This is a genomic window from Granulicella sp. S190, from assembly GCF_009766095.1.
In the GTDB taxonomy this organism is placed as follows: domain Bacteria; phylum Acidobacteriota; class Terriglobia; order Terriglobales; family Acidobacteriaceae; genus Edaphobacter.
Genome location: NZ_LMUD01000023.1, coordinates 254,341 through 277,259, shown reverse-complemented (window position 1 = coordinate 277,259; position 22,919 = coordinate 254,341). Strand labels below are relative to the sequence as shown.

The 22,919-nt window shown below is 57.5% G+C and carries 22 protein-coding genes; 8 read left to right on the top strand and 14 right to left on the bottom strand.

Annotated features, from left to right (window positions below):
- Nucleotides 1-668 precede the first annotated feature (668 nt).
- Nucleotides 669-1,457: a bifunctional 2-polyprenyl-6-hydroxyphenol methylase/3-demethylubiquinol 3-O-methyltransferase UbiG gene (locus tag GSQ94_RS14560; protein ID WP_158944583.1), complete on the top strand. Its 789-nt coding sequence runs from the start codon at nt 669-671 to the stop codon at nt 1,455-1,457.
- Nucleotides 1,458-1,850: 393 nt separating this feature from the next.
- On the opposite strand, the gene hemL is transcribed toward GSQ94_RS14560, so the two are convergent.
- Nucleotides 1,851-3,140 carry a glutamate-1-semialdehyde 2,1-aminomutase gene (gene hemL, locus GSQ94_RS14555; RefSeq protein ID WP_158944582.1) on the bottom strand — a complete coding sequence of 430 codons (1,290 nt, stop codon included), beginning with the start codon at nt 3,138-3,140 and terminating at the stop codon, nt 1,851-1,853.
- 31 nt (nt 3,141-3,171) lie between these two features.
- On the opposite strand from hemL, the gene GSQ94_RS14550 reads away from it, so the two are divergent.
- The gene (locus tag GSQ94_RS14550; RefSeq protein WP_158944581.1) at nt 3,172-3,621 is read left to right on the top strand and encodes a thiol-disulfide oxidoreductase DCC family protein; all 450 of its coding nucleotides are present in this window, start codon (nt 3,172-3,174) and stop codon (nt 3,619-3,621) included.
- Between the two features lie 203 nt (nt 3,622-3,824).
- The gene (purM, locus tag GSQ94_RS14545) at nt 3,825-4,895 is read left to right on the top strand and encodes a phosphoribosylformylglycinamidine cyclo-ligase (RefSeq protein ID WP_305794721.1); all 1,071 of its coding nucleotides are present in this window, start codon (nt 3,825-3,827) and stop codon (nt 4,893-4,895) included.
- Nucleotides 4,896-4,989: 94 nt separating this feature from the next.
- Here purM and GSQ94_RS14540 read toward each other — a convergent pair whose 3' ends face one another.
- Nucleotides 4,990-5,652 (bottom strand): DUF6629 family protein, encoded by a 663-nt coding sequence (locus tag GSQ94_RS14540; protein WP_158944580.1) that lies wholly within the window; start codon nt 5,650-5,652, stop codon nt 4,990-4,992.
- A gap of 89 nt (nt 5,653-5,741) precedes the next feature.
- Here GSQ94_RS14540 and purN point away from each other — a divergent pair, with 89 nt between their 5' ends.
- Nucleotides 5,742-6,356 carry a phosphoribosylglycinamide formyltransferase gene (purN, locus tag GSQ94_RS14535; RefSeq protein WP_158944579.1) on the top strand — a complete coding sequence of 205 codons (615 nt, stop codon included), beginning with the start codon at nt 5,742-5,744 and terminating at the stop codon, nt 6,354-6,356.
- Here the strand turns inward: purN and GSQ94_RS14530 are convergent.
- The 5 genes from GSQ94_RS14530 to GSQ94_RS14510 all read right to left on the bottom strand — a co-directional run bounded on the left by GSQ94_RS14530 (nt 6,353) and on the right by GSQ94_RS14510 (nt 11,177).
- On the bottom strand, nt 6,353-7,378 hold the full coding sequence (locus tag GSQ94_RS14530; protein WP_158944578.1) for a site-2 protease family protein: 1,026 nt from the start codon (nt 7,376-7,378) through the stop codon (nt 6,353-6,355). The genes purN and GSQ94_RS14530 overlap by 4 nt on opposite strands.
- Before the next feature lie 115 nt (nt 7,379-7,493).
- Complete coding sequence (locus GSQ94_RS14525; RefSeq protein WP_158944801.1) at nt 7,494-8,723, bottom strand: S1C family serine protease; 1,230 nt, start codon at nt 8,721-8,723, stop codon at nt 7,494-7,496.
- A gap of 173 nt (nt 8,724-8,896) precedes the next feature.
- Nucleotides 8,897-9,436 carry a hypothetical protein gene (locus GSQ94_RS14520; RefSeq protein ID WP_158944577.1) on the bottom strand — a complete coding sequence of 180 codons (540 nt, stop codon included), beginning with the start codon at nt 9,434-9,436 and terminating at the stop codon, nt 8,897-8,899.
- Nucleotides 9,437-9,567: 131 nt separating this feature from the next.
- Complete coding sequence (gene coaE, locus GSQ94_RS14515) at nt 9,568-10,224, bottom strand: dephospho-CoA kinase (RefSeq protein ID WP_158944576.1); 657 nt, start codon at nt 10,222-10,224, stop codon at nt 9,568-9,570.
- Between the two features lie 5 nt (nt 10,225-10,229).
- The gene (locus GSQ94_RS14510; protein WP_158944575.1) at nt 10,230-11,177 is read right to left on the bottom strand and encodes a bifunctional 5,10-methylenetetrahydrofolate dehydrogenase/5,10-methenyltetrahydrofolate cyclohydrolase; all 948 of its coding nucleotides are present in this window, start codon (nt 11,175-11,177) and stop codon (nt 10,230-10,232) included.
- Nucleotides 11,178-11,230: 53 nt separating this feature from the next.
- On the opposite strand from GSQ94_RS14510, the gene GSQ94_RS14505 reads away from it, so the two are divergent.
- From GSQ94_RS14505 to GSQ94_RS14495, 3 genes are all read left to right on the top strand, one after another.
- Entirely contained in the window at nt 11,231-11,398 is a 168-nt protein-coding gene (locus GSQ94_RS14505) for a Trm112 family protein (RefSeq protein WP_158944574.1), read from the top strand.
- A 166-nt stretch (nt 11,399-11,564) separates the two neighbouring features.
- Nucleotides 11,565-11,813: a hypothetical protein gene (locus GSQ94_RS14500; protein WP_158944573.1), complete on the top strand. Its 249-nt coding sequence runs from the start codon at nt 11,565-11,567 to the stop codon at nt 11,811-11,813.
- 134 nt (nt 11,814-11,947) lie between these two features.
- Nucleotides 11,948-14,884: a phosphoenolpyruvate carboxylase gene (locus tag GSQ94_RS14495; protein ID WP_158944572.1), complete on the top strand. Its 2,937-nt coding sequence runs from the start codon at nt 11,948-11,950 to the stop codon at nt 14,882-14,884.
- A 65-nt stretch (nt 14,885-14,949) separates the two neighbouring features.
- Here GSQ94_RS14495 and GSQ94_RS14490 read toward each other — a convergent pair whose 3' ends face one another.
- The 3 genes from GSQ94_RS14490 to GSQ94_RS14480 form a co-directional block, all read right to left on the bottom strand.
- Nucleotides 14,950-15,729 (bottom strand): hypothetical protein, encoded by a 780-nt coding sequence (locus GSQ94_RS14490; RefSeq protein ID WP_254063882.1) that lies wholly within the window; start codon nt 15,727-15,729, stop codon nt 14,950-14,952.
- A gap of 1 nt (nt 15,730) precedes the next feature.
- Nucleotides 15,731-17,071, bottom strand: a complete 1,341-nt coding sequence (locus GSQ94_RS14485) for an MFS transporter (RefSeq protein WP_158944571.1) — start codon at nt 17,069-17,071, stop codon at nt 15,731-15,733.
- A 70-nt stretch (nt 17,072-17,141) separates the two neighbouring features.
- A complete protein-coding gene (locus GSQ94_RS14480; RefSeq protein WP_254063881.1) occupies nt 17,142-18,611 on the bottom strand; it encodes a TolC family protein in 1,470 nt (489 codons plus the stop codon).
- 223 nt (nt 18,612-18,834) lie between these two features.
- Between GSQ94_RS14480 and GSQ94_RS14475 the strand changes: the two genes are divergently transcribed.
- Nucleotides 18,835-19,485, top strand: a complete 651-nt coding sequence (locus GSQ94_RS14475; protein ID WP_254063880.1) for a thioredoxin domain-containing protein — start codon at nt 18,835-18,837, stop codon at nt 19,483-19,485.
- Between the two features lie 103 nt (nt 19,486-19,588).
- Here the strand turns inward: GSQ94_RS14475 and GSQ94_RS14470 are convergent, their stop codons facing one another.
- The 4 genes from GSQ94_RS14470 to GSQ94_RS14455 all read right to left on the bottom strand — a co-directional run.
- Nucleotides 19,589-20,419, bottom strand: a complete 831-nt coding sequence (locus tag GSQ94_RS14470) for a class I SAM-dependent methyltransferase (protein WP_254063879.1) — start codon at nt 20,417-20,419, stop codon at nt 19,589-19,591.
- Nucleotides 20,420-20,423: 4 nt separating this feature from the next.
- The gene (locus tag GSQ94_RS14465; RefSeq protein WP_254063878.1) at nt 20,424-21,488 is read right to left on the bottom strand and encodes a radical SAM protein; all 1,065 of its coding nucleotides are present in this window, start codon (nt 21,486-21,488) and stop codon (nt 20,424-20,426) included.
- Nucleotides 21,489-21,601: 113 nt separating this feature from the next.
- Nucleotides 21,602-22,591, bottom strand: a complete 990-nt coding sequence (locus GSQ94_RS14460) for a PDZ domain-containing protein (protein ID WP_158944570.1) — start codon at nt 22,589-22,591, stop codon at nt 21,602-21,604.
- 59 nt (nt 22,592-22,650) lie between these two features.
- On the bottom strand, nt 22,651-22,919 hold a 269-nt coding region (locus GSQ94_RS14455; protein ID WP_174240940.1), incomplete at its 5' end, for a HEAT repeat domain-containing protein.

Genomic DNA, 22,919 nt, shown 5'->3' with positions numbered 1-22,919 from the left:
GCTGCCGACAACCCCGTTTCAAGGATGCCTCTACATAGCCAAGAAGCTGACAGCAGACTGCCATACCAACCGACTAAAAACTAGATGTTTATCCACTGCAAAGCCCACCGAGGCGAGACCGAACTGCTTTGCATCATCCCGCACGGCAATCTTGTATCCGTCTGCGCTGTCCTCCTGCCCGACAAGCCAAGCATCAAGGACCACATCCTTTAGGCTCCCCGACGGAAACTGTCCTGGAGATTAATAAGATTCTCTTGGGTCGCATGATTGCTTACTCCAGCGTGATTTTGTGGGCATTTGTGACTGAAAGGCCCTTGGCCTCCTCGCGTACCAATGATTGAACTTCACTAGATGTCATAGATTCGATTTTGCCGCACGACCAAGCTCCCCCGAAGTCGGGTTTTCAGCAACGACGCGGACCTATCCAAATCGCACTAGCGAATCTGTCATCGACAAGCATCCGAAGACACAGCAGCTTTACCTGTGTCGGATGTCTGTCTACACGCGAATGTGTTGGGTCTATCCCATAGGCTACTCCTAGCAGGCCGATACGCTGCCATCCGGCAGCGCCCAATCTTTGTTGCCAACCGGATCGTACTGTTTTTGCGGTGACAACAAGTGGTCCCGCAAATACAATTCAGTGGATGTAGTGTGAACGAGAGGCCACAGTGTCGTATTTTTACCCAAATTGGTTAATAGCCACGATCAAACCACTTATGCCTCCTCTGCTGATGAACCCCATCAGCAGAGTGATGTATCGATTTAGGTGCTGGAGGTACCGAGCAGATCTTAACAAGCTGGCTATTCTATATGGGACAGACAAAAACGGCAGTCACTTCTACACCCAGCACTATCAGCGCTATTTCTCTGAGTGGCGTCTTCAACCATTGCGTGTCTTAGAAATAGGCGTAGGTGGATACGAGAACACAAACGAAGGGGCTTGGTCTCTCCGGATGTGGAAGCGGTTCTTCCCGAATGCCCAGATCGTAGGTATCGATCTATACGACAAATCACATCTTTCAGAGGACCGCATTACAGTCTTACAGGCTGACCAGACAGACGAGAAACGCTTAGCCGAAATCTCCAAACAGTTCGGACCGTTCGATATCATCATCGACGATGGTAGCCATCTGAACGAACACGTAATCAAGACATTCGGGATACTATTTCCTCTCCTAAAAAATCCAGGCTTTTATGCAGTGGAAGATTTGCAAACGGCGTATTGGCCGTCCTGGGGAGGCATAAAGGACCGATCCAGCATGGATTACCTGAAGTCACTTACAGACGGCATAAATCATGCCGAACACCCGAACCGAACGATCGAAGAGTTCGACACCCAGATTCCTGAGATCGCGTTCTTTCACAATCTGTGCATTCTACGAAAGGGCGACAATAAGGAACCGTCGAATGCACCTCATTTTGTCGCTGAAGAAGCTGCAAAGCGCATAGCATCTTAGCTAGCTTCCGGCGGGTGACCAATACCCTCAACAGAAACCACACCCTCGGTACCCATCCATGCTGTTTCATTGCATGAGTGGGCATTCGCGCTTTGCGCGAACCGCTCCCTTTGCCTGATAAGCCACCTCTCCAGGCCAACCAAAAATAAATCTCAAAAAGTTGGCGTATTTTACGAAGCCGGAAAGCATGGTGCTAAAACTCCACATCCACCACGCATCCCACCACGTCTTCACCACCGAAAAACCACGTCCAAACACGCAGTTTTTCCATAACCCCCTTCAAAAACGCCAGTAAATCCACACTTTTGTGCCCAACCACCACAGTAGAAAAAAATCAGCTTATCGCCAAAGAAATCCGCCAACTTTTTTCTCGAAATTTATTCCGGCCGGATCTCAGGAAAGGGACTTGCGGGCAGCTTCAAGGACCATCCCAATCTCTGCTTCGCCATGGGCGGTCGAAACAAAGGCAGCCTCGAACTGGCTTGGCGGAAGCCACACTCCCGCATCGAGCATAGCTCGATGAAACCGCCCAAAAGCAGCCGTATCCGACGCAGCCGCACTCGTAAAGTCCGTCACAGGCTGACCGGTAAAAAACCAGGTAAACATTGACCCAACACGATTCGTCGTCACAGCAATGCCAGCTTCGTGAGCGATGCGCGCGACCCCTTCAGCGATGCGGCCAGTCGTGCTTTCAAGGCCGTTATAAACATCTTCTTCGTGCCGCAGAAGGTGGCTCAAAGTCGCGATTCCAGCGGCCATCGCGAGCGGATTACCACTAAGCGTTCCAGCCTGATAAACAGGGCCCAACGGGGCTAAAAACTCCATCACATCCGCTCGTCCGCCAAACGCTCCGCAGGGCAAACCACCGCCGATAATCTTGCCCAGCGTGGTGAGATCGGGCCTGACGCCGTAGACCTGCTGCGCGCCGCCAAGCGAGAGACGAAAGCCGGTCATCACCTCATCAAGAATCAGCAGCGCCCCATATTCCGCAGTGATTGCACGAAGCCCCTGCAGATACTCCGCCGCAGGAGCGATAGTTCCGGCATTGCCCACCACGGGCTCAACGATGACGCAGGCGATCTCGTCAGGACGTGCCGCGAACGCCGCTCTTACCGCCTCGAGATCGTTGTAAGGGAGCGCGAGCGTGTGCATCGCGGTCTCGGCAGGAACGCCCGCTGACCCAGGAATTCCCAGTGTAGCCACGCCGCTGCCTGCCTTGACGAGCATGGCATCGGAGTGACCGTGGTAGCAGCCTTCAAACTTGATAACGAAGTTACGTCCTGTGAATCCGCGTGCAAGTCGGATGGCCGACATGCACGCTTCGGTCCCGGAACTGACAAAGCGCAGCTTTTCAATCGAGGGGAAACATCGCGTCACCAGCTCCGCCAAGTCCGCCTCTGCCGCCGTGGAGGCTCCGAAACTTGCTCCGTGAGAGGCCGCCTTCTGTATCGCATCGACCACGGGAGGAAAAGCATGCCCAAGGATCATCGGACCCCAGGAGCCGAAGAAGTCTAGGTACCTATTTCCATCTGCATCATACAGATACGCGCCTTCGGCATGGGTAACGAACGGCGGATCGCCACCTACTGCGCGAAACGCACGTACCGGAGAATCAACGCCACCAGGCAGGAATTTTTCAGCTCGAAGCTGCAGTTGACGGGAGCGGGTGAGGGTACGCGACATTCCAACAGTATAAGAGGCTTATCATAGAGACATGACCGCGCCAGAATACGCAGAGATTGAGGGCCGGGCGCTGCTGCTTTACGACGGCGTCTGCGCGTTGTGCAACGGCGTAGTGAAGTTCATGCTGGCACACGACTCCGCGGAGAGGCTGCGTTTTGCGCCGATGCAGAGTGAGCTGGGCCGGGAAATTCTTGGCCGGTTCGGCATTCTCAGCTTTCCCGACGGGGTAATACTTGTGACGGATGCCTTGACGCTGAAGGAGCGGCTCTACCGGCGCTCCGATGCGGTAGCCGCAGCCCTGGAGATGCTTCCGCTTCCTTGGAGGCTTCTGGGGCAACTGGTGGCGTTGGTTCCGAGACGCCTGCGCGAGTTCGGCTACGGAGTGATTGCCCAGCTTCGCTATCGTCTATTCGGCCGCTACGACATCTGTCCTCTACCACCTTTGAACCAGCGCCGAAGACTTCTGGGTGTGTCCGAGTAACGGTTGTTATACGCCGCTTTGGCCACCACCCTGCTAGACTAAACTTCTTCTTTTCAAGCATTACGATATGGAGCACGACCTTGCCGGATGAGACCTCCCCGCCGCCCGATTCAATCGACACGCACAGCCCTTCGCAGGAAAAGGGCACCCACTCTGAAACCTCTCCGCTGCACTCTGCCCTGGCGCAGAGAAAAGCCTCGAGCGTGAAACGCGCTGCGTCCTTGGAAACCAAGGCAGCCACGAAGAAGAGCATCAGCTATGCGGATGCAGGGGTTGATATCACCTCCGGCGACCGCAGCAAACAACGCATCAAGATGCTGGCGCGAAAGACGTTCAACAAACAGGTGCTAAGCGAGATTGGCGGGTTCGGCGGCTTGTTTGCGCTGGACCTCGAAAAATTTCCCAACCCCGTGCTTGTTTCGAGCGCGGATGGTGTGGGCACCAAGCTGAAGGTCGCCTTTGAGCTGGGCATTCACCACACCGTAGGACAGGACCTGGTAAACCACTGTGTAAACGACATCGCCGTACAAGGTGCTACACCTTTGTTCTTCCTCGACTATCTTGCCGCCGGCAAGCTGGAGGATATGGTGATCGAGCGAGTCGTACAGGGCATTAGCGAGGCCTGCAAGGCGAACGGCTGTGCGCTGATCGGCGGCGAAACAGCGCAAATGCCGGGCTTCTATGCCGATGGAGAATATGACTTGGCCGGCACGATCATTGGGGCCGTGAGCCGCGACAAGATTGTTACAGGCGAGAAGATTGAAGTAGGAGATGTGTTGGTCGGCTTGCCTTCAAACGGCCTGCATACCAACGGCTATTCGCTGGCGCGGAAGCTACTGTTCGAGGTAGCAAAGTATGGGCCGGAGCAATACATCAACGAGCTGAAGGATAAGACCGGAGCTGCCTTGATGCGGACGCACCGCAGCTATCTTTCGGTCATCAAGAAGCTGACCGGTGCCGAGGTGGTGAGTGGTATGGCTCACATTACAGGCGGCGGAATTACAGAGAATCTGCCGCGCATTTTGCCTAAGGGTATGGGAGCACTGATCGACCGTGCTTCGTGGACCGTGCCGCCGCTGTTTGAACACCTGCAGCAGCTTGGGAATGTGGATGAAGACGAAATGCTTCGGACCTTCAACATGGGAATCGGACTGATTGCGGTGATTCCAGCGGAGAAGATCAAGAAGGCGAAGGCAATTTTGAACCGCGCCAATGAACGGCATTGCCTGATTGGGCGCGTGGTGCGTGGAGAACGTAAGGTTAGCTACAACTAGTCGATCTGCTTCGAGCGAAGAGCCTGTTGCTGCCTTGATTCGAGGCGCCCAATGGGCTTTTTCGCTTTAGAAGATAAACTTTGTATGAAAGAACCTACGTTGCAGCCGCGTAGGTTGATGGACGGTGCTGGCGGCTGCGACGAAAGAAGAAGTAGATGATGACGCTGACTACTGCAGCGTAGGCGCACCAGACCGAGGTGAAGGCATATCGCTTGACCAGCATTACAACGAGCAGGCCCACGAGGTTGAGCCACGCGAGCGTGATGAGATCTCGAAAGCCAGAGAAGAAGAGCGAACCGCAGGTGGCGATGACGTAGAGGATCGCAATGAGCGTCGTGGTGGTGATGACGTTGATGTAAACGATACTGTTGTCCTGTACAGAGACTTGAAGCGGATAAGCTATCAGCCCCCAGAGCATATAGAGCATGAGTGCGCCGCCAAGAACTACGAAAGGTAGCATCAGGCGGCGAAGCTTCAGGGTAGGCTCAAGCAAGAGGACGCTGAGTGGAAGCAGAAATGGCAGCAGCCCCTGCGCGTACAGCACATAGGCTGCGCCGGCGTTGTGGGCTACGGTGGGTGAAAGAACTCCGTCGAGTCCTAACCAGACGAAGCCTTCCACGAACTGATGGAAGGCGAAGAGGCAGGGCATCGCGGCAAAGAGAAGCTCGCGGCGATGTTTTACTTCAGTCAGTGTGACGACGCCAATTCCGCCCAGGACGGCACTGCCGACAAAGTTCGCGGTTGCAGAGAAGCACATAAAGTCCTCGTGGTTCAGGTCATCATACTTCAGAGTTCGCGGGCGGCCTTGTGTTCTTGTTAGCCTAGAATCGAAGTAAGGATCTTTTCATGCACCGACTTGGCATTCTTCTCTCCGGTAGAGGTTCAAATTTTCTCGCAATCGCGAAGGCGATTGACGAACACCGGCTGCTGGGCGCAGAGATTGCGGTGGTGCTGTCTAATCTCGAAACCGCACCCGGTCTGGCTGCGGCGCGGGAGATGAAGCTGCCTGCGTTTGCGGTCCCTTCGACCGGCCTGAAGCGCGCCGAACATGATGCAGAGATGATCGCGCGCCTGCATCAGCACAAGGTGGACCTGGTATGTCTGGCTGGGTATATGCGAATTATCTCGCCGGCTTTTGTGGAGGCATTTCCGAATCGCATCCTCAACGTGCACCCGTCGCTACTGCCCGCCTTTCCAGGGTTGGAGGCGCAGAGACAGGCGCTGGAGTTTGGGGCCAAAGTCGCAGGATGCACGGTTCACTTCGTCGATGAGGCGGTGGATCACGGCGTAATCGTACTTCAGAAGACCGTGCCTGTGCACGACAACGACACCGCTGACACTTTATCGGCGCGTATTCTCGAACAGGAGCACCGTGCTTACCCTGAAGCGATTGCGGCTGTGTTGAGCGGGGAGTACTCGATACAAGATCGCCGTTATCTTAGGCACAAGCTCCAGTACTAGAACTGCCGGAGGGTCTCCGGGACGAAGAACATCAGGGCTCCCAGCAGAAACAGCAGCAGCGTGTAACGGATCATGGTCGCGCTGCTTGGGCTCTCTGGTGCCACTCCCGTGAAGAGCCGCCACGCCATGCCAGCAGCGATGAAGAGGAACACTCCTTCGTGGAGAAACGCAAAGAAGAGGATGGCGGCAGCAAGGAGTAGCGCGCGTTGGGTGCGGTTGAGTGCATGAGTGGCCTGTGCCCCGTCCAGACCGAGCACCGGCACAAGGTTGATGAGATTGAGCCACGCGCCTGCATGGGCCAGCGCAGCCCATACCTCTACCCTGGTCTCGAAGTAAAATGCGCCGCACGCGGCAGCAGCCAGCAGACCCGCGAAAGGTCCCGCGAGAGCGATGCTGGAGAGCGTATCGAGCGAGACGCCCATGCTGTACCACCGCACGTACGCGCCTAGCCCCGGGAGGAATACGGGGAGATCGACCTTCAATCCGCGACGGCGCGCTGCGATGTAGTGTCCGAACTCATGGATCAGAATCGACACCGCGAAACCAAGGCCGAAGCGCCATCCGAAGAGCGCCCAGTAGATGCCGAAGAAGGCGAAGAAACTCAGCAGAAATTTGAACTTCAGCAGAGCAAACAAAAAAGTCTTCGCCTTGAGAAGAAAGTAAGCGACAGGGGCCAACGGGCCGAGCCTCTTCTTCCATGTCGCGGTACGCTGCTCCCCTGCCTGGATGCGGCTGTCGATCTCAGCCAGGTGTCCGGCCACCACTTGCACCTGTTCGCTGTCGGCTGGCAGCCATTGGATCACCTGCTGCCACGTCCCACGCGCCTCCGGCCAAGCCTGTTCCTGTTCCTGAGACACTGCCAACTGTCCAAGTCCTTTGAGATGCCGGGCGTAGACGATTCCATGACACTCCGGACACGAGAGTGTCATCGGGGGCAGCCACAGATCGCACTCGGGGCAGTTATGGATCGGGTCAGGGGCAGTAAGAGCAGAGGTCGTTGCCGTCACATCAGATTGGGGCATAAAAGCTATGTCTATTTTATCTGTTTGAACGGCTCACCGCGGCATTCGGAGATGGCTCGCCGCTCCACCACCTGGACGCAGCTATTCTGATCTCTTGCCTCCGCGACGAAGCGTCCTAAGCTTCGCGGCCCGCTTCGCCTTGCCGCTCCGTGGCGTCGTTCAGCTTTACCTTGACGTCCATGCGCTTACGCCCGCGGAAGACGGTGAGAGTCACCTCATCTCCTGCCTTGTGCGAGTTCATCACGGCAGAGAGATCTTGCGCGTTCGAGATCTCCTGGCCATCCATCCCTACGATCAGGTCGCCTCCAAGCATGACAGGCATGTTTCCCTGATAGGCTCGCTGAGTTCCGCCGTGCAACCCGGCTTTTTCGGCTGCGCCTCCGGGTAAGACACGCTCGATCAGGAGGCCATAGTCGGCAGGCAAACCGATCTGTTCGGCCACCTCCGGCCCAATCTCGAGCGTGGCGATATCAAGCGAGGGACGTCGGATGCGGCCGTACTTGGCGAAGTCTGCGATGACTGCTTTGGCCGTGTTGACAGGAATGGCGAATCCGATGCCTGAGGACTGGTCGGCACCGTTATTCGCAATCAGCGTGGTGATGCCGATTACTTCGCCGCGCGAGTTCAGCAGCGGACCTCCCGAGTTGCCTGGATTTACTGCGGCATCGGTCTGGATCGCGTCCTCGATGGGATTATTGTTCGGACCGCGAATCGAACGGATGGCAGAGATAATGCCGCGCGTCATCGTGCCAGAAAGACCAAAGGGGTTGCCGATGGCGTACACGCGCTGGCCAACCGTGAGACTCTGTGACTCGGCCAGCGTAGCCGGCTGCAGATTGGGTGCAGTAATCAACAGAAGCGCAAGGTCATGTCCTTTGTCCACGCCGACTACCGTCGCCTTGTACTTGTGCTTGTCGGAGAGAGTCACCTCGACCCGCTGGGCGTTATCGATAACGTGGTTGTTGGTGAGAATGTGTCCCTGTTTGTCGAGAATAAAGCCGGAGCCCTGGCCCTGCTGTGGAACATTTCCGTAGAAGAAGTCGAACGCGACCGCCGTTGAAGTGATGTTCACCACGGAAGGAAGCGCCTTTTTGTAGACCGCAATATTCTGCTGCTCCTCGGCATCGTAAGCAGGCGCAGCATCAGCCTCTGTCAGCTCGAAGGTCCCGAGCGGACCGTTCACCGCTGCGGTATTCATAGCCGCAGGCACCGCGGTGCCGGATGAGACTGTGGGTACAACGCGGTGCAGCCACGGGGAGACCGCACCAGTCGACCAGACGTGCGCAGTGACATAGTAAAAGCCCGAGAGGAGAAGGACCACAAGTAGAACGGGGCGCATTTTCATCGTGAGCACGACCTGATCTTTCGAATAGCCGGCTGCGAAAGGCCGACACATTTATTGTATCGAGGGGCGCCTTTCGCTGCTTAGTCTCCTGCAAAGTTCCTGCATTCAGTCAAACTGCGCACTCCCCCTACAAAAAGGGAGTGCAGAAGATCGGAATCGTCTTTCGATGAGGCTTACACCATACGCTGCAACCGATTCAGGGCTGACGGTTTGATTCGTGGTGCATGAAGAAAGTTTTCGCGCTCAGGTTGCCGCTTCGCTTGTGTCTCCCACGCCTCTTCCTTGGCCCTTACTGGGCCGGCCCACGATTCGGCATCGAGGTCTGCGCTGTCGATGCTGGCGCGACCGACGAGGGAACGGTCTGTACGATCTAAACGGGATGCGCGGTCAAAATGCTCAGGTCTTTCGAGACGTATCGAGTGAGCCACCGCTTCCCCTTCTTCACTCTTTGCCGCGAACTCTGCACCCTCCCCTGCCGGTTCGATCTCCTGATCGTTGCTGTGAACGCTCGCCATCAGGGATGCCATAAAGTTTGCCATCATGCGCTGCGCACACTTCTGCCCGCAGAGGTGTTTGGCCCCCTTGCGTGAGTTCTTCGGCGACTCCCAGCCACGAAGCTTCAGCTCTCCGCCCTGCTCGTAGGCGACGAACCAGTAGTTACTCGTCTGCTTCTCTGCCGCACAGATATCGCAATTGATGGCTTGCCGGATCATCTGTCCCTCTCCTTATCCTAATGAAGTGTGTCCGTCTGACACAGTCCTTCATCGGCATAAGACCGAAATGCATCATGGGGGCGATGCAATTGTTTGAGGATCCCACACGGAATTTCAAAGCAGATAGCAGCCTATGCAGCGGACTGCAGGATCGGCCAAAGCTGGTCGACCTGCCACTCCAACTCGGTCAGCGCGCCGGAGTTGGTAAGCACATAATCGGACAGCGCGCTCTTCTGCTCGTCCGAGATCTGCTGCGATATCCTGCGCCTTGCCTCGGCCTCAAGCTCGGAGCGTTCCGCATCGCCGAGCCTTCTGCCGGCGGCGGAGCGAGCGACAAACCGTGCGATCTTAGCCTCTTCCGGCGCGGTCACCACAATGATCCTGTCGAAGCGGCTCTGCCAGCGCAAGCCGTCCGCGGTGCCGTAGTTCGTCTCAAAGATCAGCGCCGACTCCACCATCACCACCGCATGAGGCTCGCGCTGAAAGATCTTTTCAGTCAAAGCCACCTGATGCGCGATGACAACTGGATGCGCGATTGCGTTCAACTCTTCGACGCGGCCCTCTGTAAAGGCGATGCGCGCCAACGCGGCCCGGTCGAGATGTCCATCGGCTAACACCACTTCTGGCCCAAAGTGCGCGACCATCCCTTGGTAGATGGGCCGACCCGGCTCCATCAGCTCACGTCCGATCGCGTCCGACTGCAGGACATGCGCGCCCAAGGCTGCAAACAGCTTGGCCGCGGTGGATTTGCCGCTTCCCAGGCCGCCAGTAAGGCCGACGCGCAGCATGAAAGTTATTTGTTCCCCAGGGAGATCCCGCGCCGCAACTTCGCCGCTGTGACCGTATTCTGCATGAGCATCGCGATGGTCAATGCGCCGACGCCGCCAGGAACCGGCGTGTAGGCCCCGGAGTGCGCGAACGCTGCAGGGTGAATGTCACCGACGACAACCGATCCTCGCTTGGCAAACGTCGCTGCCCTGTCAGCATCACCGGGGAAGAACTCCTCGACCTCAGCAGCTTCGGTGACGCGATTGATTCCGACGTCGATCAGGGTCGCGCCCGGCTTGACCATATCCGCTGTTACGAATCCCGCACGGCCAATGGCAGCCACCAGAAGATCGGCCTCGCGGGTGAAGCTGCCAAGGTCAGCGGTCTTGCTATGGCACACCGTGACAGTAGCCGAAGCATTCAAGAGCATCATCGCGGCAGGCTTGCCTACGATATCCGAACGCCCCACCACGACCGCGTTCTGACCGGCAACCGGGAGGCCGCTGCGCCGAAGGATCTCCATGATGCCCGCAGGTGTACAGGGCGCCAGTCCTGGCTGGCCGCTCTGGAGCCGGCCTGCATTTATAGGATGGAATCCGTCGACATCCTTGTCGGGTGAGACAGCCTCGAGGAGCCGCTTGGTATCGACGTGCTTCGGAAGGGGAAGCTGGATCAGGATGCCGTCAATGTCCTCGCGGGCGTTGAGATCTGCGACTAAAGCGAGCATCTCGTCGGTGCTGATGCTCTCGGGCGGCGTAAGCATCTCGCTGAAGATTCCCAGTTCGCCGCAGGTCTTCACCTTGCTGCGAACGTAAATCTGTGACGCGGGCACCTCGCCTACGAGGATGACCGCCAATCCAGGTGTGATTCCACGAGATGCGAGCGCCTGAACTTCGACTGCAACTTCAGCCTTGATCTGTCCCGCAATCGCAATGCCATCTAAAATCTTCGGGGTTCTCTTCATCTCATCCATATCTCTATCTATGGTATCGCGCCATTCTGCTCTACTGAGCATAAGATAGGCCTGTGAGCGTTGAACCGTTACTAGCCAAGGATCTACGCTGGGTTGTCTGCCCGGTGTGCCATCAGTCGTTGGAGCGTGAAGGCGATATCATTACGTGTAACGGCTGCAGACGGCGTTATCCAATTGTGGATGGAATTCCCGTGCTGCTCGCCGACCGCGCTCTCATCTAGCAGGTTCGGGAAACCTTTCAGGCCAATCTTTCGTAGAATCAGCAAGCGATGCAATCTGTTGGGGCCATGAATGCGTTTCCAGAAAGAGCCCGTAACTCAGGTGTTTTTCTAGCGTCCAATAAAAGCAGAAGCTGACGCTGGAAGTGTGCCAAGCAGGAGAGAGCAGATGACTAAGGCGAGAGGTGCCCACGTCGAAAAGTTCGCCGAGGCGGATCTATCCGGATTGCGGGAAGATCTCATGAAATCAGGCCTCGACTCCTGGCAGGCCGCCGATTTGATCAGCAGCTTTTTGGCGACCCGTGGCTACGGGGTATCTACCCAGGATGCACGCAAAGCGGCTTTCCGCATGGAGTCGGTCAGCTGCTCCCTGCCATGCCTCCAGGAGGAACTGGAGAAGATTGCCCAGGTAATGTAGGGCGCTTCTACTCCTTTCGCGATGTTGGCCGCACGTCGAAACGTCACAATTGACCCGTCCATCCAAATCTCCTGCAAAAGAGGATATGCCCGAACCCGCGCCCTCTTTAGAGCTCTACGAGGCATAATCAAAGGATGCCGTCTCTCTGGTCTCCAACCGACTGGCCTCAACGCCTGGCTGAACTACAAGCTCCCACTGGCGAGCTCAAAGAAGCTCCTCTGCGCCGAGACGTCCGTTCGCTCGGCATGCTGCTTGGCGAGGTACTCCGCGAGCAGGCAGGTGAGCCTCTCTACGAGTCCGTCGAGGCTTTGCGTCGCATTGCGATCGCCCGGCGCGAAGCGGAGACCCCTCAGACCGGCGCGGTCGACCAGGCCGCCGCCAGCACCCATCTCCAACAGGCCCTCACGCGCGTTCACGCTCTCGAGTTAGGCACCGCCTATCAACTTGCACGCGCCTTCGGTTTTTACTTTGAGCTCATTAACCTCGCCGAGACCAACCACCGCAAACGTCGCCGCCTCTCGCTGCAGTTGAATCAAACCGCTCAAGCCTCCAGCTCCATGCAACGCGGGGACCTGCGCGGAACTCTTCGTCGTCTTCGTGAAGCTCGCTTTACCTCAGAACAAGTTCGTGCGCTGCTCGAACGTGTCTGCGTCTCCCCCGTGTTTACAGCACATCCCACCGAAGTCGCCCGTCGCAGCGTGATGTTCAAGCGCCGTCGCATCTCCGATCTTCTCGAACAGCTCGATCGCATCCCCGTCCCTGAGCCTCAGCTCGAATCTCTCGAACGCAATCTGCTCGCCGAGATAACGGCTCTGTGGCAGACAGACGACGTTCGCAGTGCCCGGCCTACAGTGCTCGACGAGATCCGCATGGCACTCGATTACTACGAGTCCAGCCTCTTCGACACCCTCCCTGTCCTGTATGCGGAGGTTGCAGCGGCGCTTGCTGCCGAGTATCCGGAACAGAAAAGCTCTAATTCAACCATAGAGAAACCCGAACAGCTGGAACTCCCCCACGCTCAACTCTCCATCACCGATCTTCCCCAGCTCATCCGCTTCGGTTCGTGGATCGGCGGCGATCGCGACGGCAACCCCTTCGTGACCCCGCAAGCGACACGCGAAGCCCTGACGATGGCCCGCACTCTGCTGTTCGCGCACTATCGCCGACGGCTGCAAAACATCTTCGAGCAACTTGCCAGCTCCACGCAGCAGGTTCCTGTCTCGGCCAAACTCACTGCGCTGCTCAACGGCTACATCGGTCAGCTTCGTACTGCGGGTCAGAATGCCCTTGGAGAGCGGTTCCCGCACGAGTCGATTCGTCTGCTGATTGCCTGCATCATGATGAGGCTGGGGGCGACTCCACAGTCTGCTGTTCCTGTTCCGGCCAATCCCGCGCTGAAGCCATACGCTCACGCCATCGATCTGCTCTCAGACCTTACGACTCTTCGCGAGTCCTTGATTGGAAACAATGGACCCCGGCTCGCCGAGATGCTCATCGACCCGCTCCTGATCGAGGTTCGTACCTACGGCCTGCACCTGCAGACGCTGGATATTCGGCAGCATGCCCGCATTCATGCTGCCGCCATTGCAGAGATCTCTGCGTGGCACTCCGCAAATCCGGGTGAGGCGCTTCACCTCCCGCCAGCGCTGAGTGAGCAGACAGCCGAGGTGATCGAGACCTTTCGCACCGTCGCGGAGCTGAAACGTTCTTGTTCGTCAGACTCTATCCGGCAGTACGTCATCAGCGGCGCAACCAGTGCGGAAGATGTGCTGCATGTTCTCTGGCTCGCGCGGCTCGGTGGTGTAAGAGTAGAGGCCACGCCACCTGGAAAAACGGGGAACGTAGATGATCCCGGCCTCCAGCCCGTTCCACTGTTTGAGTCCATCGAAGACCTTCAAAATGCTCCGGCGATTATGCGGCAGCTGTGGACGAGCGAGGTCTACAAACCACTACTCGCAAGCTGGAATCACCAGCAGGAGGTGATGCTCGGCTACTCTGACTCCAACAAAGACGGCGGCATGATCACCAGCACGTGGGAGATATGGAAGGCCCACCGCGCGCTGCACCAGGTGGCCCGCGACTGCAATGTGACGTTACGTCTTTTTCATGGTCGCGGCGGCACCGTAGGCCGGGGTGGCGGACCAACTCATCGCGCCATCTTCGCCCAGCCTGTCGACAGCTTTACGGGCGAACTACGCATCACGGAACAAGGTGAGGTCCTCAACTGGAAGTACTCCGACGTCGTTCTTGCCGAACGTAATCTCGAACTGATGATCGCCGCAAGCCTGGACGCTCTGGCTCGCCCCGATGCAGTGCTGCAGCATGGCGCGGAGACGCCCCATCTGACTGGAGAGATTCTTCCCGAGTGGGAGACAACGCTGGACGAGCTTTCGGCTACCTCCTATGCGTTCTATCGCAAACACATCGTCGACAACCCCGACACCTTCACCTACTTTGAGCAGGCTACCCCAGTCGCAGAGCTTGAACATGCGCGTCTTGGCTCACGTCCTGCGAAGCGCAGCGGTAAAAAATCAATGGCTGATCTTCGTGCCATTCCGTGGGTCTTCGGCTGGATGCAATCGAGACAGCTTGTGCCTGCTTACTTCGGCGTTGGTCACGCGCTGCATCAGTTCATCGAGTCCGAGCCCGACGGACTTAAACAACTTCAGACGATGGCTCGCGAGTTTCCCCTCTTCCTCGATATCATCCGCAACGTAGAGATGGCTCTGGCCAAGGCGGACTTTGGCATAGCACGGCTCTATGCATCTCTGGTTGAGGACGCCGCTCTTCGCGATCGCGTGTTCGATACTCTCGAGGCGGAGTTCAACCTGACGCACCGCATGATCCTTGAGGTCACAAAGCAAAGATCGCTCCTCGAGACCAACCCCGTTCTTGAGCGTTCGATTCGCTTACGGAACCCCTATGTTGATCCAATGTCACTGATACAGGTCGAGTTGATTCGCCGGAAGCGCATCGCGGCCGCCAAAGGCGAGACGAGTTCCCCTGAGCTCGATCGCGCCATCTCCGCCACGATCAACGGGATCAGCGCTGGTCTTCGCAATACCGGCTGATCCGCACTAAAAGAGCACAGCACTACTTGGCTGTATCCTCTTCACTCATTGGAGCTGGAGAAGAATCAATATCCCTGGTCCGCTCGAAACGCGGTCACTTTATTTTTCACAAACGTAACCGCCATGGGTTTGCCGAGATTCGCAAACACCACCATGCGATTGCCGTAGTCGTTGCTCGTGCTCTTTGACACCTGTCCCAGCGAAAGCTCAACCTGCCGCTCGTTCATCCCGAGAATGACCTGGTGCGTATCTACGGCCTTCCAGATCCCCGGCCCCCAGTGCTTATAGAGCTCATGCGGATCGTCGTAAAACAAGATCTCATCGGTATAGAACGTGTATTGACCAGCCTGCCGATATCCCACCGGCACGGCGTACTCCTTCGTGTCACCCGCAACATCGGGCCGCGTGAAGACCATCAGGACTTGTTTGTCCCCACCCGGTATGCGAAAGGTTGCAGCCTTCGGAGCCACCTGTTCGATGGCATCTTTTACCATCAGCGGTTCTGCCCCAAGCAGCGTCCCCGCGGGCTTGCCATACTGCGCCGCATGTCCTACCAGAGGATAGTATTCAAGCTGTCCACCTGCCGAAACCCAGACGGTAGTTCCCGCCAGATCCTTGATGTCTTTCAACGAATCGGGCCGCTTCTTCTTCAAAAAGACAAGATCGTCTTCAGGAATCACCTCGCGCGCTGGAACCTTTACAGAGTTGTCCGGAGCATTACGCTCCCGGTAGATCAGCCCTACTCTAATCCCGACCGCGAGCACCAACACCACGCTCGCCCCAATTGCTGCCTTCGCCCCATTCTCCATCGACTCTCCATAAACCGTCAGATGCCAACCACTCACTCTAATCTACTGGCTCCGCCACGCTCAACTCCCGCTCTGCACCCATCAACGCCTCTGCCGTCAGTGCGTTCGCTTTGCGAAGCTCGGGAAACAACCCGGCGGCAGATGCAGTTACGAGCATCGACCCAACTCCGCCAACCACAACCGCACGCACCGCGCCCCACCACTGCGCTGTGACTCCACTCTCAAACTCTCCAAACTCATTCGAGGCGCCAATGAATAACCAGTTGACGGCGCTGACTCGTCCGCGCATCTCGGGAGGAGTGGCCAGCTGCAGCACGCTTGACCGAACCACCACGCTGACCATGTCGCTTGCGCCGACGATCACCAGCGCAGCGGCGCTCAGGTAGATGCTCCGCGAAAGTCCAAATACCACCGTGGCCGCGCCGAAGATCCCGACGCACATCAGCATCGTCAACCCGGCCTTCCGTTTGATCGGTCGCACCAACATGGTCAGCGAGACGACGAGTGCACCTACTGAAGGCATCGCTCGCAGCAGGCCCAACCCGCGTGGCCCCGCGTGAAGAATATCCGTAGCAAAGATTGGCAGCAACGCCGTTGCCCCGCCCAGCAGCACGGCAAACAGATCCAGCGAAATCGACCCCAACAGCAGCTTAGCCCGCCACACATACTCGAGCCCAGCCAAAACCGTTCTCATATTGAAGGCCTTCTTCTCGGTCGCTACCATTCGAGTTCGAATCATGCTGACCAGCACGAGGAAACCCAGCAGCATAATCAGCGTGAAGCTGTATACGATCGGTGCGCCGCCCCACATCGCCGCGACTCCCACCAAAGGCAGCGTGAACAAGATGCCACCCACTGCCGGTCCCGACATATTCGCGATCTGGTAGACGGTCGCGCCCCAGGTCACCGCGTTTACAAAGTGTTCCTTCGGCACCAGGCTCGGCAGCATCGCGCTTGCTGCAGGTCCACTGAAAGCCCTGCCCAGCCCGATCCCCACCAGCACCGCGTAGATCGGCCAGATCCGCCCGTGCTGCAACGCCGTCGCGCTGAGAGACAGCCAAAGCAATACAGCCGTACAGATGGCCTGCAGCCCATAGCAGAGCAAGATGATCTTGCGCCGGTCGTAGCGATCCGCAGCATGCCCCGCAGCCAGCATGACAAACAGTCCGGGCAGAAAAAGCGCGAGCCCCGTATACCCAAGGTCCAATGCCGAATGCGTAATCGCGTATACCTGCCACGCCACGGCAACTGATTGCGCCTCTGCCCCCAGAACCACCATCAACCGCGCGGCCTGGTACAACCGAAAGTCCCGCGACTTGAACGCTGAGCGGTAGTCCTTCCCTACCGCCGCTACCCCTCGTTCCGAACCATCCGCCATGACCTATGTTTTCATACTTCAGTTACAAGCACGTCACCCTATCCGGGGGAAAGCAGTAGCAGAGCTCAAACTATCGGCCCAGGTAGATCTTGTATTGCGACTCCACCACACCGGTGTTCCTCGCCAGCGTCAGCTTTGACTGGTTGTACTGGTACAGAGTATCTACCAGCCGGCTCTGTGCCGCAGCCAACGTCGCCTGGGCTTGCACTACAGGCAAGTTATCGTCTACTCCCGCCGAGAAGCGATCTGTCGCATCCTGCAACTCCTGGGTCGCTAAATCCACGTTGCTCTTTGCCACCTTCACCAGATCATTCGACGATTGCACATCCAGCATCGCAGCACGGATCTGCTGCTCAATAGTCACTCGCAACGATGCGATCTGCTGTCTCAGCGCCGTAACCTGCGCATCGGCTACCTCGCGTTCGCCACGGAGCTGCCCTTCCTGAAACACCGGCACGCTCACCTTGCCAGTCGCCGCAAACACGCCGTGGTACAGCGAACCGATCTCGCCTAGCACGCCATAGTACCCGTCGAAAGACACCACTGGCAGCCGCTCGGCACTCACAGCCTTGCGCGCCTTCGCTGCAACCTCAAGCTGCGCCTGCAGACCCAGCAGATCCTTCCGACGTTGGTAAGCCAGACTTTTCGCATCCTCGAGAGGGAGTTGGGCAAACTCCGCATAGGGAGCCGTGTCGGTCAGCGTAATCTCCTGGTCCGCTGGCAGCCCAATCAGACGATTGAGCGCGATCTTGTCTTTTGCAAATGCGTTCTCGTCGTTGATCAAAGTCTGTTGCTGCGTCTGCAACTGCACCCGCGCTCGCAGCTCATCCAGATTCGTTCCCACACCTGCTTCGTGCGATGCCTTCGCCTGCTGATACGCCACATCGTCTGCCTTTTCAAGCGCCTGCGCGTTTGCAATCTGCGCCGCGTCCGCCAAGGCCAGCAGATACTGAGTCCCCACGGCGAGGGTCACACCGCCGAGCTCATTAAGCGTAGTGAAATTAGCCGCTTTAACCGCCTGCTGCGAAGACCGGTAGAGGTAGTACGCCGGCACATTGAGCAACTGCTGATTCAAACTCATCTGCGCTGATGCAGTACTCACCTTCACAATCGAGTGAAACGCGCTTAGCGGAATTCCACTGCCTTCCAGCGACGACGACTTAAACCCCTGGGCGGCCAGATTTAGCTCCTGCGTCTCTACCTGCGCTTTAGCAGTCAGGCTCGGCAGCAGATTGTTCTCTACTGTCAACACCTGACCACGAACCATCCGCTCGTTCTGAATGGCCAGCAGCATCTGGAGATTGCGCTTCTCTCCTCGGGCGATCGCGTCATCGAGGCTCAGCGCCAGCGCACCCGGCGTTCCTTGTTCGATCAGCACACCGCCGGGCAGCTTTACGACATTGGGAATAGGCGCCGGAGGCAGATCCGCACTCGGGGTCTGCGCCATCGCCATTGGGCCGCATAAGATCAGCGCCAGCGGCCATGTCACAGCTCGCGGCCGCGGCTTCACTTCTGCTAAAACTCTGGTCTGGGTTTCCATGCTCTCTCATTAGAGTGCCACACAGCCTGTCAGATGCAGAAATCATCCAAAACTGGGTATCTCCTCGTAAGTCGCTCCTTTCCTTGAACTTCTTCATTCTCACGGTATCTGATTCATGCTCTCTCGAGGCTCATGCGCGATGATTCAAAAGGGAGATTCCGCTTCAGACCTGGAAGGCCACCGCAGCCTGCCCTCCCTCAGCTAAAATACGAAAGATAACCTTATGCGTCTTACCTCTATGAACCGCATCGTCCTCGCCGCAGCTCTGCTCCTCGCCCTCCCAGCCAGCATGACGGCCCTTGCTCAAGGCTTCAAAGATACCTCGATGCTGCGCGCCCCCAAGGGAGCCCCCGTCGCCATCTATGAGTTTGAGGACTTGGAATGTCCCGCCTGCTCCCACGCCTTCCCCATCGTGCATGCGGCGGTCGAAAAGTACAAGATCCCTCTCCTTCGCCACGACTTCCCTTTACGGATGCACATCTGGAGCTTTGACGCGGCTGTCATTGCCCGCTATATCCAAGACAAGATCTCGCCTCAGGCCGCGGAAGAGTACCGTCGCGCTGTCTTCGCCAACCAGATCTCGATCGCCTCGAAGGAAGATCTCAACGCCTTCACGCAAAAGTACTTTCAGTCTCACGGCCGCGTAATGCCATTCGTCGTCGACCCCAATGGCCTCTTCGCTGCCGAGGTCCGCGCCGACCAGACTCTGGGCGAGCGCGTTGGCCTTTCCAAGACTCCGACCATTTTTATCGTTACGCAAAAGGGCTTCGTTGAGGTGAATGATGTCACCCAGCTCTATGCCATGCTGGACACGGCCATCGCCGAAAATCCCGAGCCTGCGACCGCCAAACCACGGACTACAGCGCACAAGTAACACTCCTTGCTGCAAAACGAAAAGCCCGAAGATACCTCTTCGGGCCTTTCGCTTTTGCAGCAATCTTTCACATCTGATCCATCCACGCCACTCAGTCAACGATTCACCGAACCTGGAAGATCAGAAAATAGTCCTGCCCATCCGCCTTCGTAAAGTCGTAGGTTCCGACTAGCTTGTACCCTGCCTGCCCCATCTCCTTCACCACAACCTCATGATTCAATCCATGGTCTGCGCCATTTCCATTGCGGTCGATGATCCCGACCTTGGCTCCCGGACGCAACGCCTTCTGCAACACCTTCATCGTAGGCACCGGATGCGCAATCTCGTGGTAAACCTTCAGCATCAGGACTGCGTCCACGCTTCCTGAAGGTAGCCGCGGATCGTCCGCGCTCCCAAGCACCGTCCGCACATTCGGGAGATTCTCCTTCAACACCCTCTTGCCGATGTACTCGATTGCCAGAGGGTTAATATCCTCCGCGATCACTGCCCCCGCAGGACCCACCCTGCGCGCCGCCCGCACTGTAAACCATCCCGAGCCGGCCCCAATATCCGCAACGTTCTTGCCCGGCGTAATCCCCAGCAGGTCCATCACGCGATCGATCTGTAGCTTCTTATCCCGGTCCGGATACTCAAAGATGGAAAGATCGCCGGAGTAAGGTGTGCTCGTCGGACGTTTTGTCACATCTTTCGCGACGTCGGGAGTGGTCGACATCCCCACTGTCGCTTTATCCAGAGTCTGCTGGGACCCGGTTCCCGTCTGCCCACTGGCAGAGACTACTGCCCCGCTCGCCAACGTTAGAACGAAGAAAACTCTAGCCGCACCACGCAAACACGAGCCGCTCGAAAGCACCATTCCACCAGCATCCGCCAATTCGCAGGGCGAGGCAATCACGCTTCGGCTGTCGGTTATAACCTCACCAACAACTCCAGCCATACGATCAACGAATCTGTACCAGCTCCGCTCCAGCACCATGGCCGGAGGCGCCTGGCGTCACAGACGAGGTCTGTGGCGCTCGCCAGTGGTCGATGTAGCTCACTTGGTGAACGCAGCTGATTGTGCAGCTCGGCGCGCAACTCTTCTCCGTCAAAAACTCCCGCTTCACATCCGCCGTCTGGTATTGAGCCAGCGGCACCGCTGGGTATCCCCGCTGCTGGCTGCAATAGTGAACCAACCCGTTCTCGCAGATATACAAGTACCGTCCGCCAGCCCGGCAACGCCAGTCATTAGTCTTCCCATTGGCGATCGCCTCCTGGAAGTGATTGAACCGCGAATAGCTGCGCCGTGTCAGGTTCCTCACCTTATCCCAGACCGTACGCTCGGCCTCTCCCAATGGCTTCAACTGTCCGCTGCCATCGTGGATAATCCCAATCGTCGAGCTGAATCCCAGCGCGAGCGCCCGCTCGCTCACCGTCAATGCATCGTTCGGATTCGCAATTCCTCCGCCCACGACCGAATTGATGTTCACGTGAAAGTCCGCATGCTCGGCGAGCATCTGCAGTTTCTTGTCCAGCACCTTCAGGCTCTTCTTCGAAACCTCATCCGGCATCACATTATCGATCGAGATCTGCATGTGATCGAGCCCGGCCCTGTTCAGCCTCTCGATCCGGTCCGGCATCAGCAGGTACCCGTTTGTGATCATCCCCGCAATCGCACCGGTCTTGCGGATGCGCGCAATAATCTGGTCAAGCTCCGGATGAAGCAGAGGCTCGCCACCCGAGATCGTGATCACCGAAGTTCCCAGGCGCCCCAGGTGGTCGATGCGACGAAGCATCTCGTCCAAAGGCACCGGATCAGAATAATCGTCGTACTCGTTGCAATACGTACAGGCAAGATTGCACCGCCGCACCGGAACGATATGAGCCATGTAAGGATGTCCAGTCGACATCACCGCAGAGCCGATCGAACCTAGTTCACGCAGCTTGCGCGTCACCGCCTTCCAGCGGCGCTTGACGGGCATCGGACGGCTGCCATTCACCACGGCAGTTGTAGGAGCAGAAGACATATCACCTTCAAGTATATCGAACCCTCGGCATCTCAGCAGGAAGCGATCGTTAACAGACCCTTTAAGAACAAATGACGCCCCTCAGGACGCCATCGAATGAGCCGTTGCTTCTTCTAGAGCTTCGCCAGCAGCTGTCGCGTATATTGGCCTGTCTCCCCGAAAAACTCTTCCAACCCAAGCCCTGGCGTTGCGCTTGAGCGCTTCTTGCCATCCGGTGTCAACGTCAGCGTCTGCTCATGCTTGTCGCGAATCACCACCACCGGTACCGGTCTCCCCCTGTTGTCATGCACCGTCTTGGTCCAATCCGTCCCGCTCGACACGGCAATAGAGTTGACCCGCACCACCACATCCCCCGCCTTCAGCCCAGCCTCCTCCGCAGGGCTATTACTGTCGACACTCCGCACCAGCAGCCCCGCACCACCCTCTGCACCAAAAAATCCCGCAAGCTGCGGCCCCATCACCTCAAGTTGAGCGCCGGTATACGACGGGCTCAGGATCATACTCATTGCTAGAACCTCGCGATGCCCCTTGGGAATCGTTGCGGTCGAGGCCGATGGAGTGCCCCCCATAAAACTGTTTCCATGCATGGTCAGGGAAGGCTCATCGCCCGGAGCAGGAACCGAATAGTGTTGCTCCCACGCTTGCTGGCCCACTGTCTGGCGGTCTGCCATCTGCATCGTCATCGTCTGGGATTGCCCATCCCGGCTGATCACAAAACTGACTGTTCGCCCAACCGGCTGGTCCCGAAGCAAACGCTTCAACTGCTCCTGCCCTTCAATCAATAGGCCGTTCATCTGCAGAATCACATCATGCATCCGCATCCCGGCTTTGCATGCTGGACCATCGTGATCCAGGCTAACGATCTCCGCTCCCCGCGCCTCTTTCAGCTTCAGTGGGGCGATCTGATCGTCACTCACATCGCGTGCGTCCACCCCAAGGTAGCCCTGAGCCGGATGACTGTGCGAACTACCCATCGCTCCAGCAATTGCCATCGTCCGAAAGACAAAGGGCAGCGCCTGAGCTGCGAGCGTACTTTGCCTTCCGTCCAGAACGGCAATGCTCGCCACCAGCGCCACAACCCCCAAAGACCTGCGGTAGTTCATCTACATAACCTCATCCAGCCTGCGCCTGTGGCGGTCAGGAGGATTTACACTTCGTGCCCTTATTGAATATCTGCCGAACTCTGGAGTGCGTTATACGATGCAGTCCGTATATAAGGATTTGTGTCTTGCGTCGATACGGTCCGCAGCACCTGGCGCACGCTCGAGTCAGCCTGTACCGGCTCAAGAACTCCGATCGCCGTCTTCCGAACCTGCGCATCAGGATCGTGCATCACCGCTTCGAGCACCGCATCGCGCACATGCTGATCCTGCCCAACGTATCGCTGCAGGCCATCCAGCGCGGTCATCCGCACACTCGCATCCTGGTCAT

Excerpts from the sequence above, each read along its gene's own strand:
- GSQ94_RS14465 (WP_254063878.1), bottom strand. The coding sequence starts at position 21,488 with ATGTCTTCTGCTCCTACAACTGCCGTGGTGAATGGCAGCCGTCCGATG.
- GSQ94_RS14480 (WP_254063881.1), bottom strand. The coding sequence starts at position 18,611 with ATGGAAACCCAGACCAGAGTTTTAGCAGAAGTGAAGCCGCGGCCGCGA.
- GSQ94_RS14520 (WP_158944577.1), bottom strand. The coding sequence starts at position 9,436 with ATGATCCGGCAAGCCATCAATTGCGATATCTGTGCGGCAGAGAAGCAG.
- purN (WP_158944579.1), top strand. The coding sequence starts at position 5,742 with ATGCACCGACTTGGCATTCTTCTCTCCGGTAGAGGTTCAAATTTTCTC.
- GSQ94_RS14540 (WP_158944580.1), bottom strand. The coding sequence starts at position 5,652 with ATGTGCTTCTCTGCAACCGCGAACTTTGTCGGCAGTGCCGTCCTGGGC.
- GSQ94_RS14510 (WP_158944575.1), bottom strand. The coding sequence starts at position 11,177 with ATGGATGAGATGAAGAGAACCCCGAAGATTTTAGATGGCATTGCGATT.
- hemL (WP_158944582.1), bottom strand. The coding sequence starts at position 3,140 with ATGTCGCGTACCCTCACCCGCTCCCGTCAACTGCAGCTTCGAGCTGAA.
- GSQ94_RS14550 (WP_158944581.1), top strand. The coding sequence starts at position 3,172 with ATGACCGCGCCAGAATACGCAGAGATTGAGGGCCGGGCGCTGCTGCTT.
- GSQ94_RS14500 (WP_158944573.1), top strand. The coding sequence starts at position 11,565 with ATGACTAAGGCGAGAGGTGCCCACGTCGAAAAGTTCGCCGAGGCGGAT.
- coaE (WP_158944576.1), bottom strand. The coding sequence starts at position 10,224 with ATGCTGCGCGTCGGCCTTACTGGCGGCCTGGGAAGCGGCAAATCCACC.
- GSQ94_RS14525 (WP_158944801.1), bottom strand. The coding sequence starts at position 8,723 with ATGAAAATGCGCCCCGTTCTACTTGTGGTCCTTCTCCTCTCGGGCTTT.
- GSQ94_RS14485 (WP_158944571.1), bottom strand. The coding sequence starts at position 17,071 with ATGGCGGATGGTTCGGAACGAGGGGTAGCGGCGGTAGGGAAGGACTAC.
- GSQ94_RS14460 (WP_158944570.1), bottom strand. The coding sequence starts at position 22,591 with ATGAACTACCGCAGGTCTTTGGGGGTTGTGGCGCTGGTGGCGAGCATT.
- GSQ94_RS14530 (WP_158944578.1), bottom strand. The coding sequence starts at position 7,378 with ATGCCCCAATCTGATGTGACGGCAACGACCTCTGCTCTTACTGCCCCT.
- GSQ94_RS14495 (WP_158944572.1), top strand. The coding sequence starts at position 11,948 with ATGCCGTCTCTCTGGTCTCCAACCGACTGGCCTCAACGCCTGGCTGAA.
- GSQ94_RS14475 (WP_254063880.1), top strand. The coding sequence starts at position 18,835 with ATGCGTCTTACCTCTATGAACCGCATCGTCCTCGCCGCAGCTCTGCTC.
- GSQ94_RS14470 (WP_254063879.1), bottom strand. The coding sequence starts at position 20,419 with ATGGCTGGAGTTGTTGGTGAGGTTATAACCGACAGCCGAAGCGTGATT.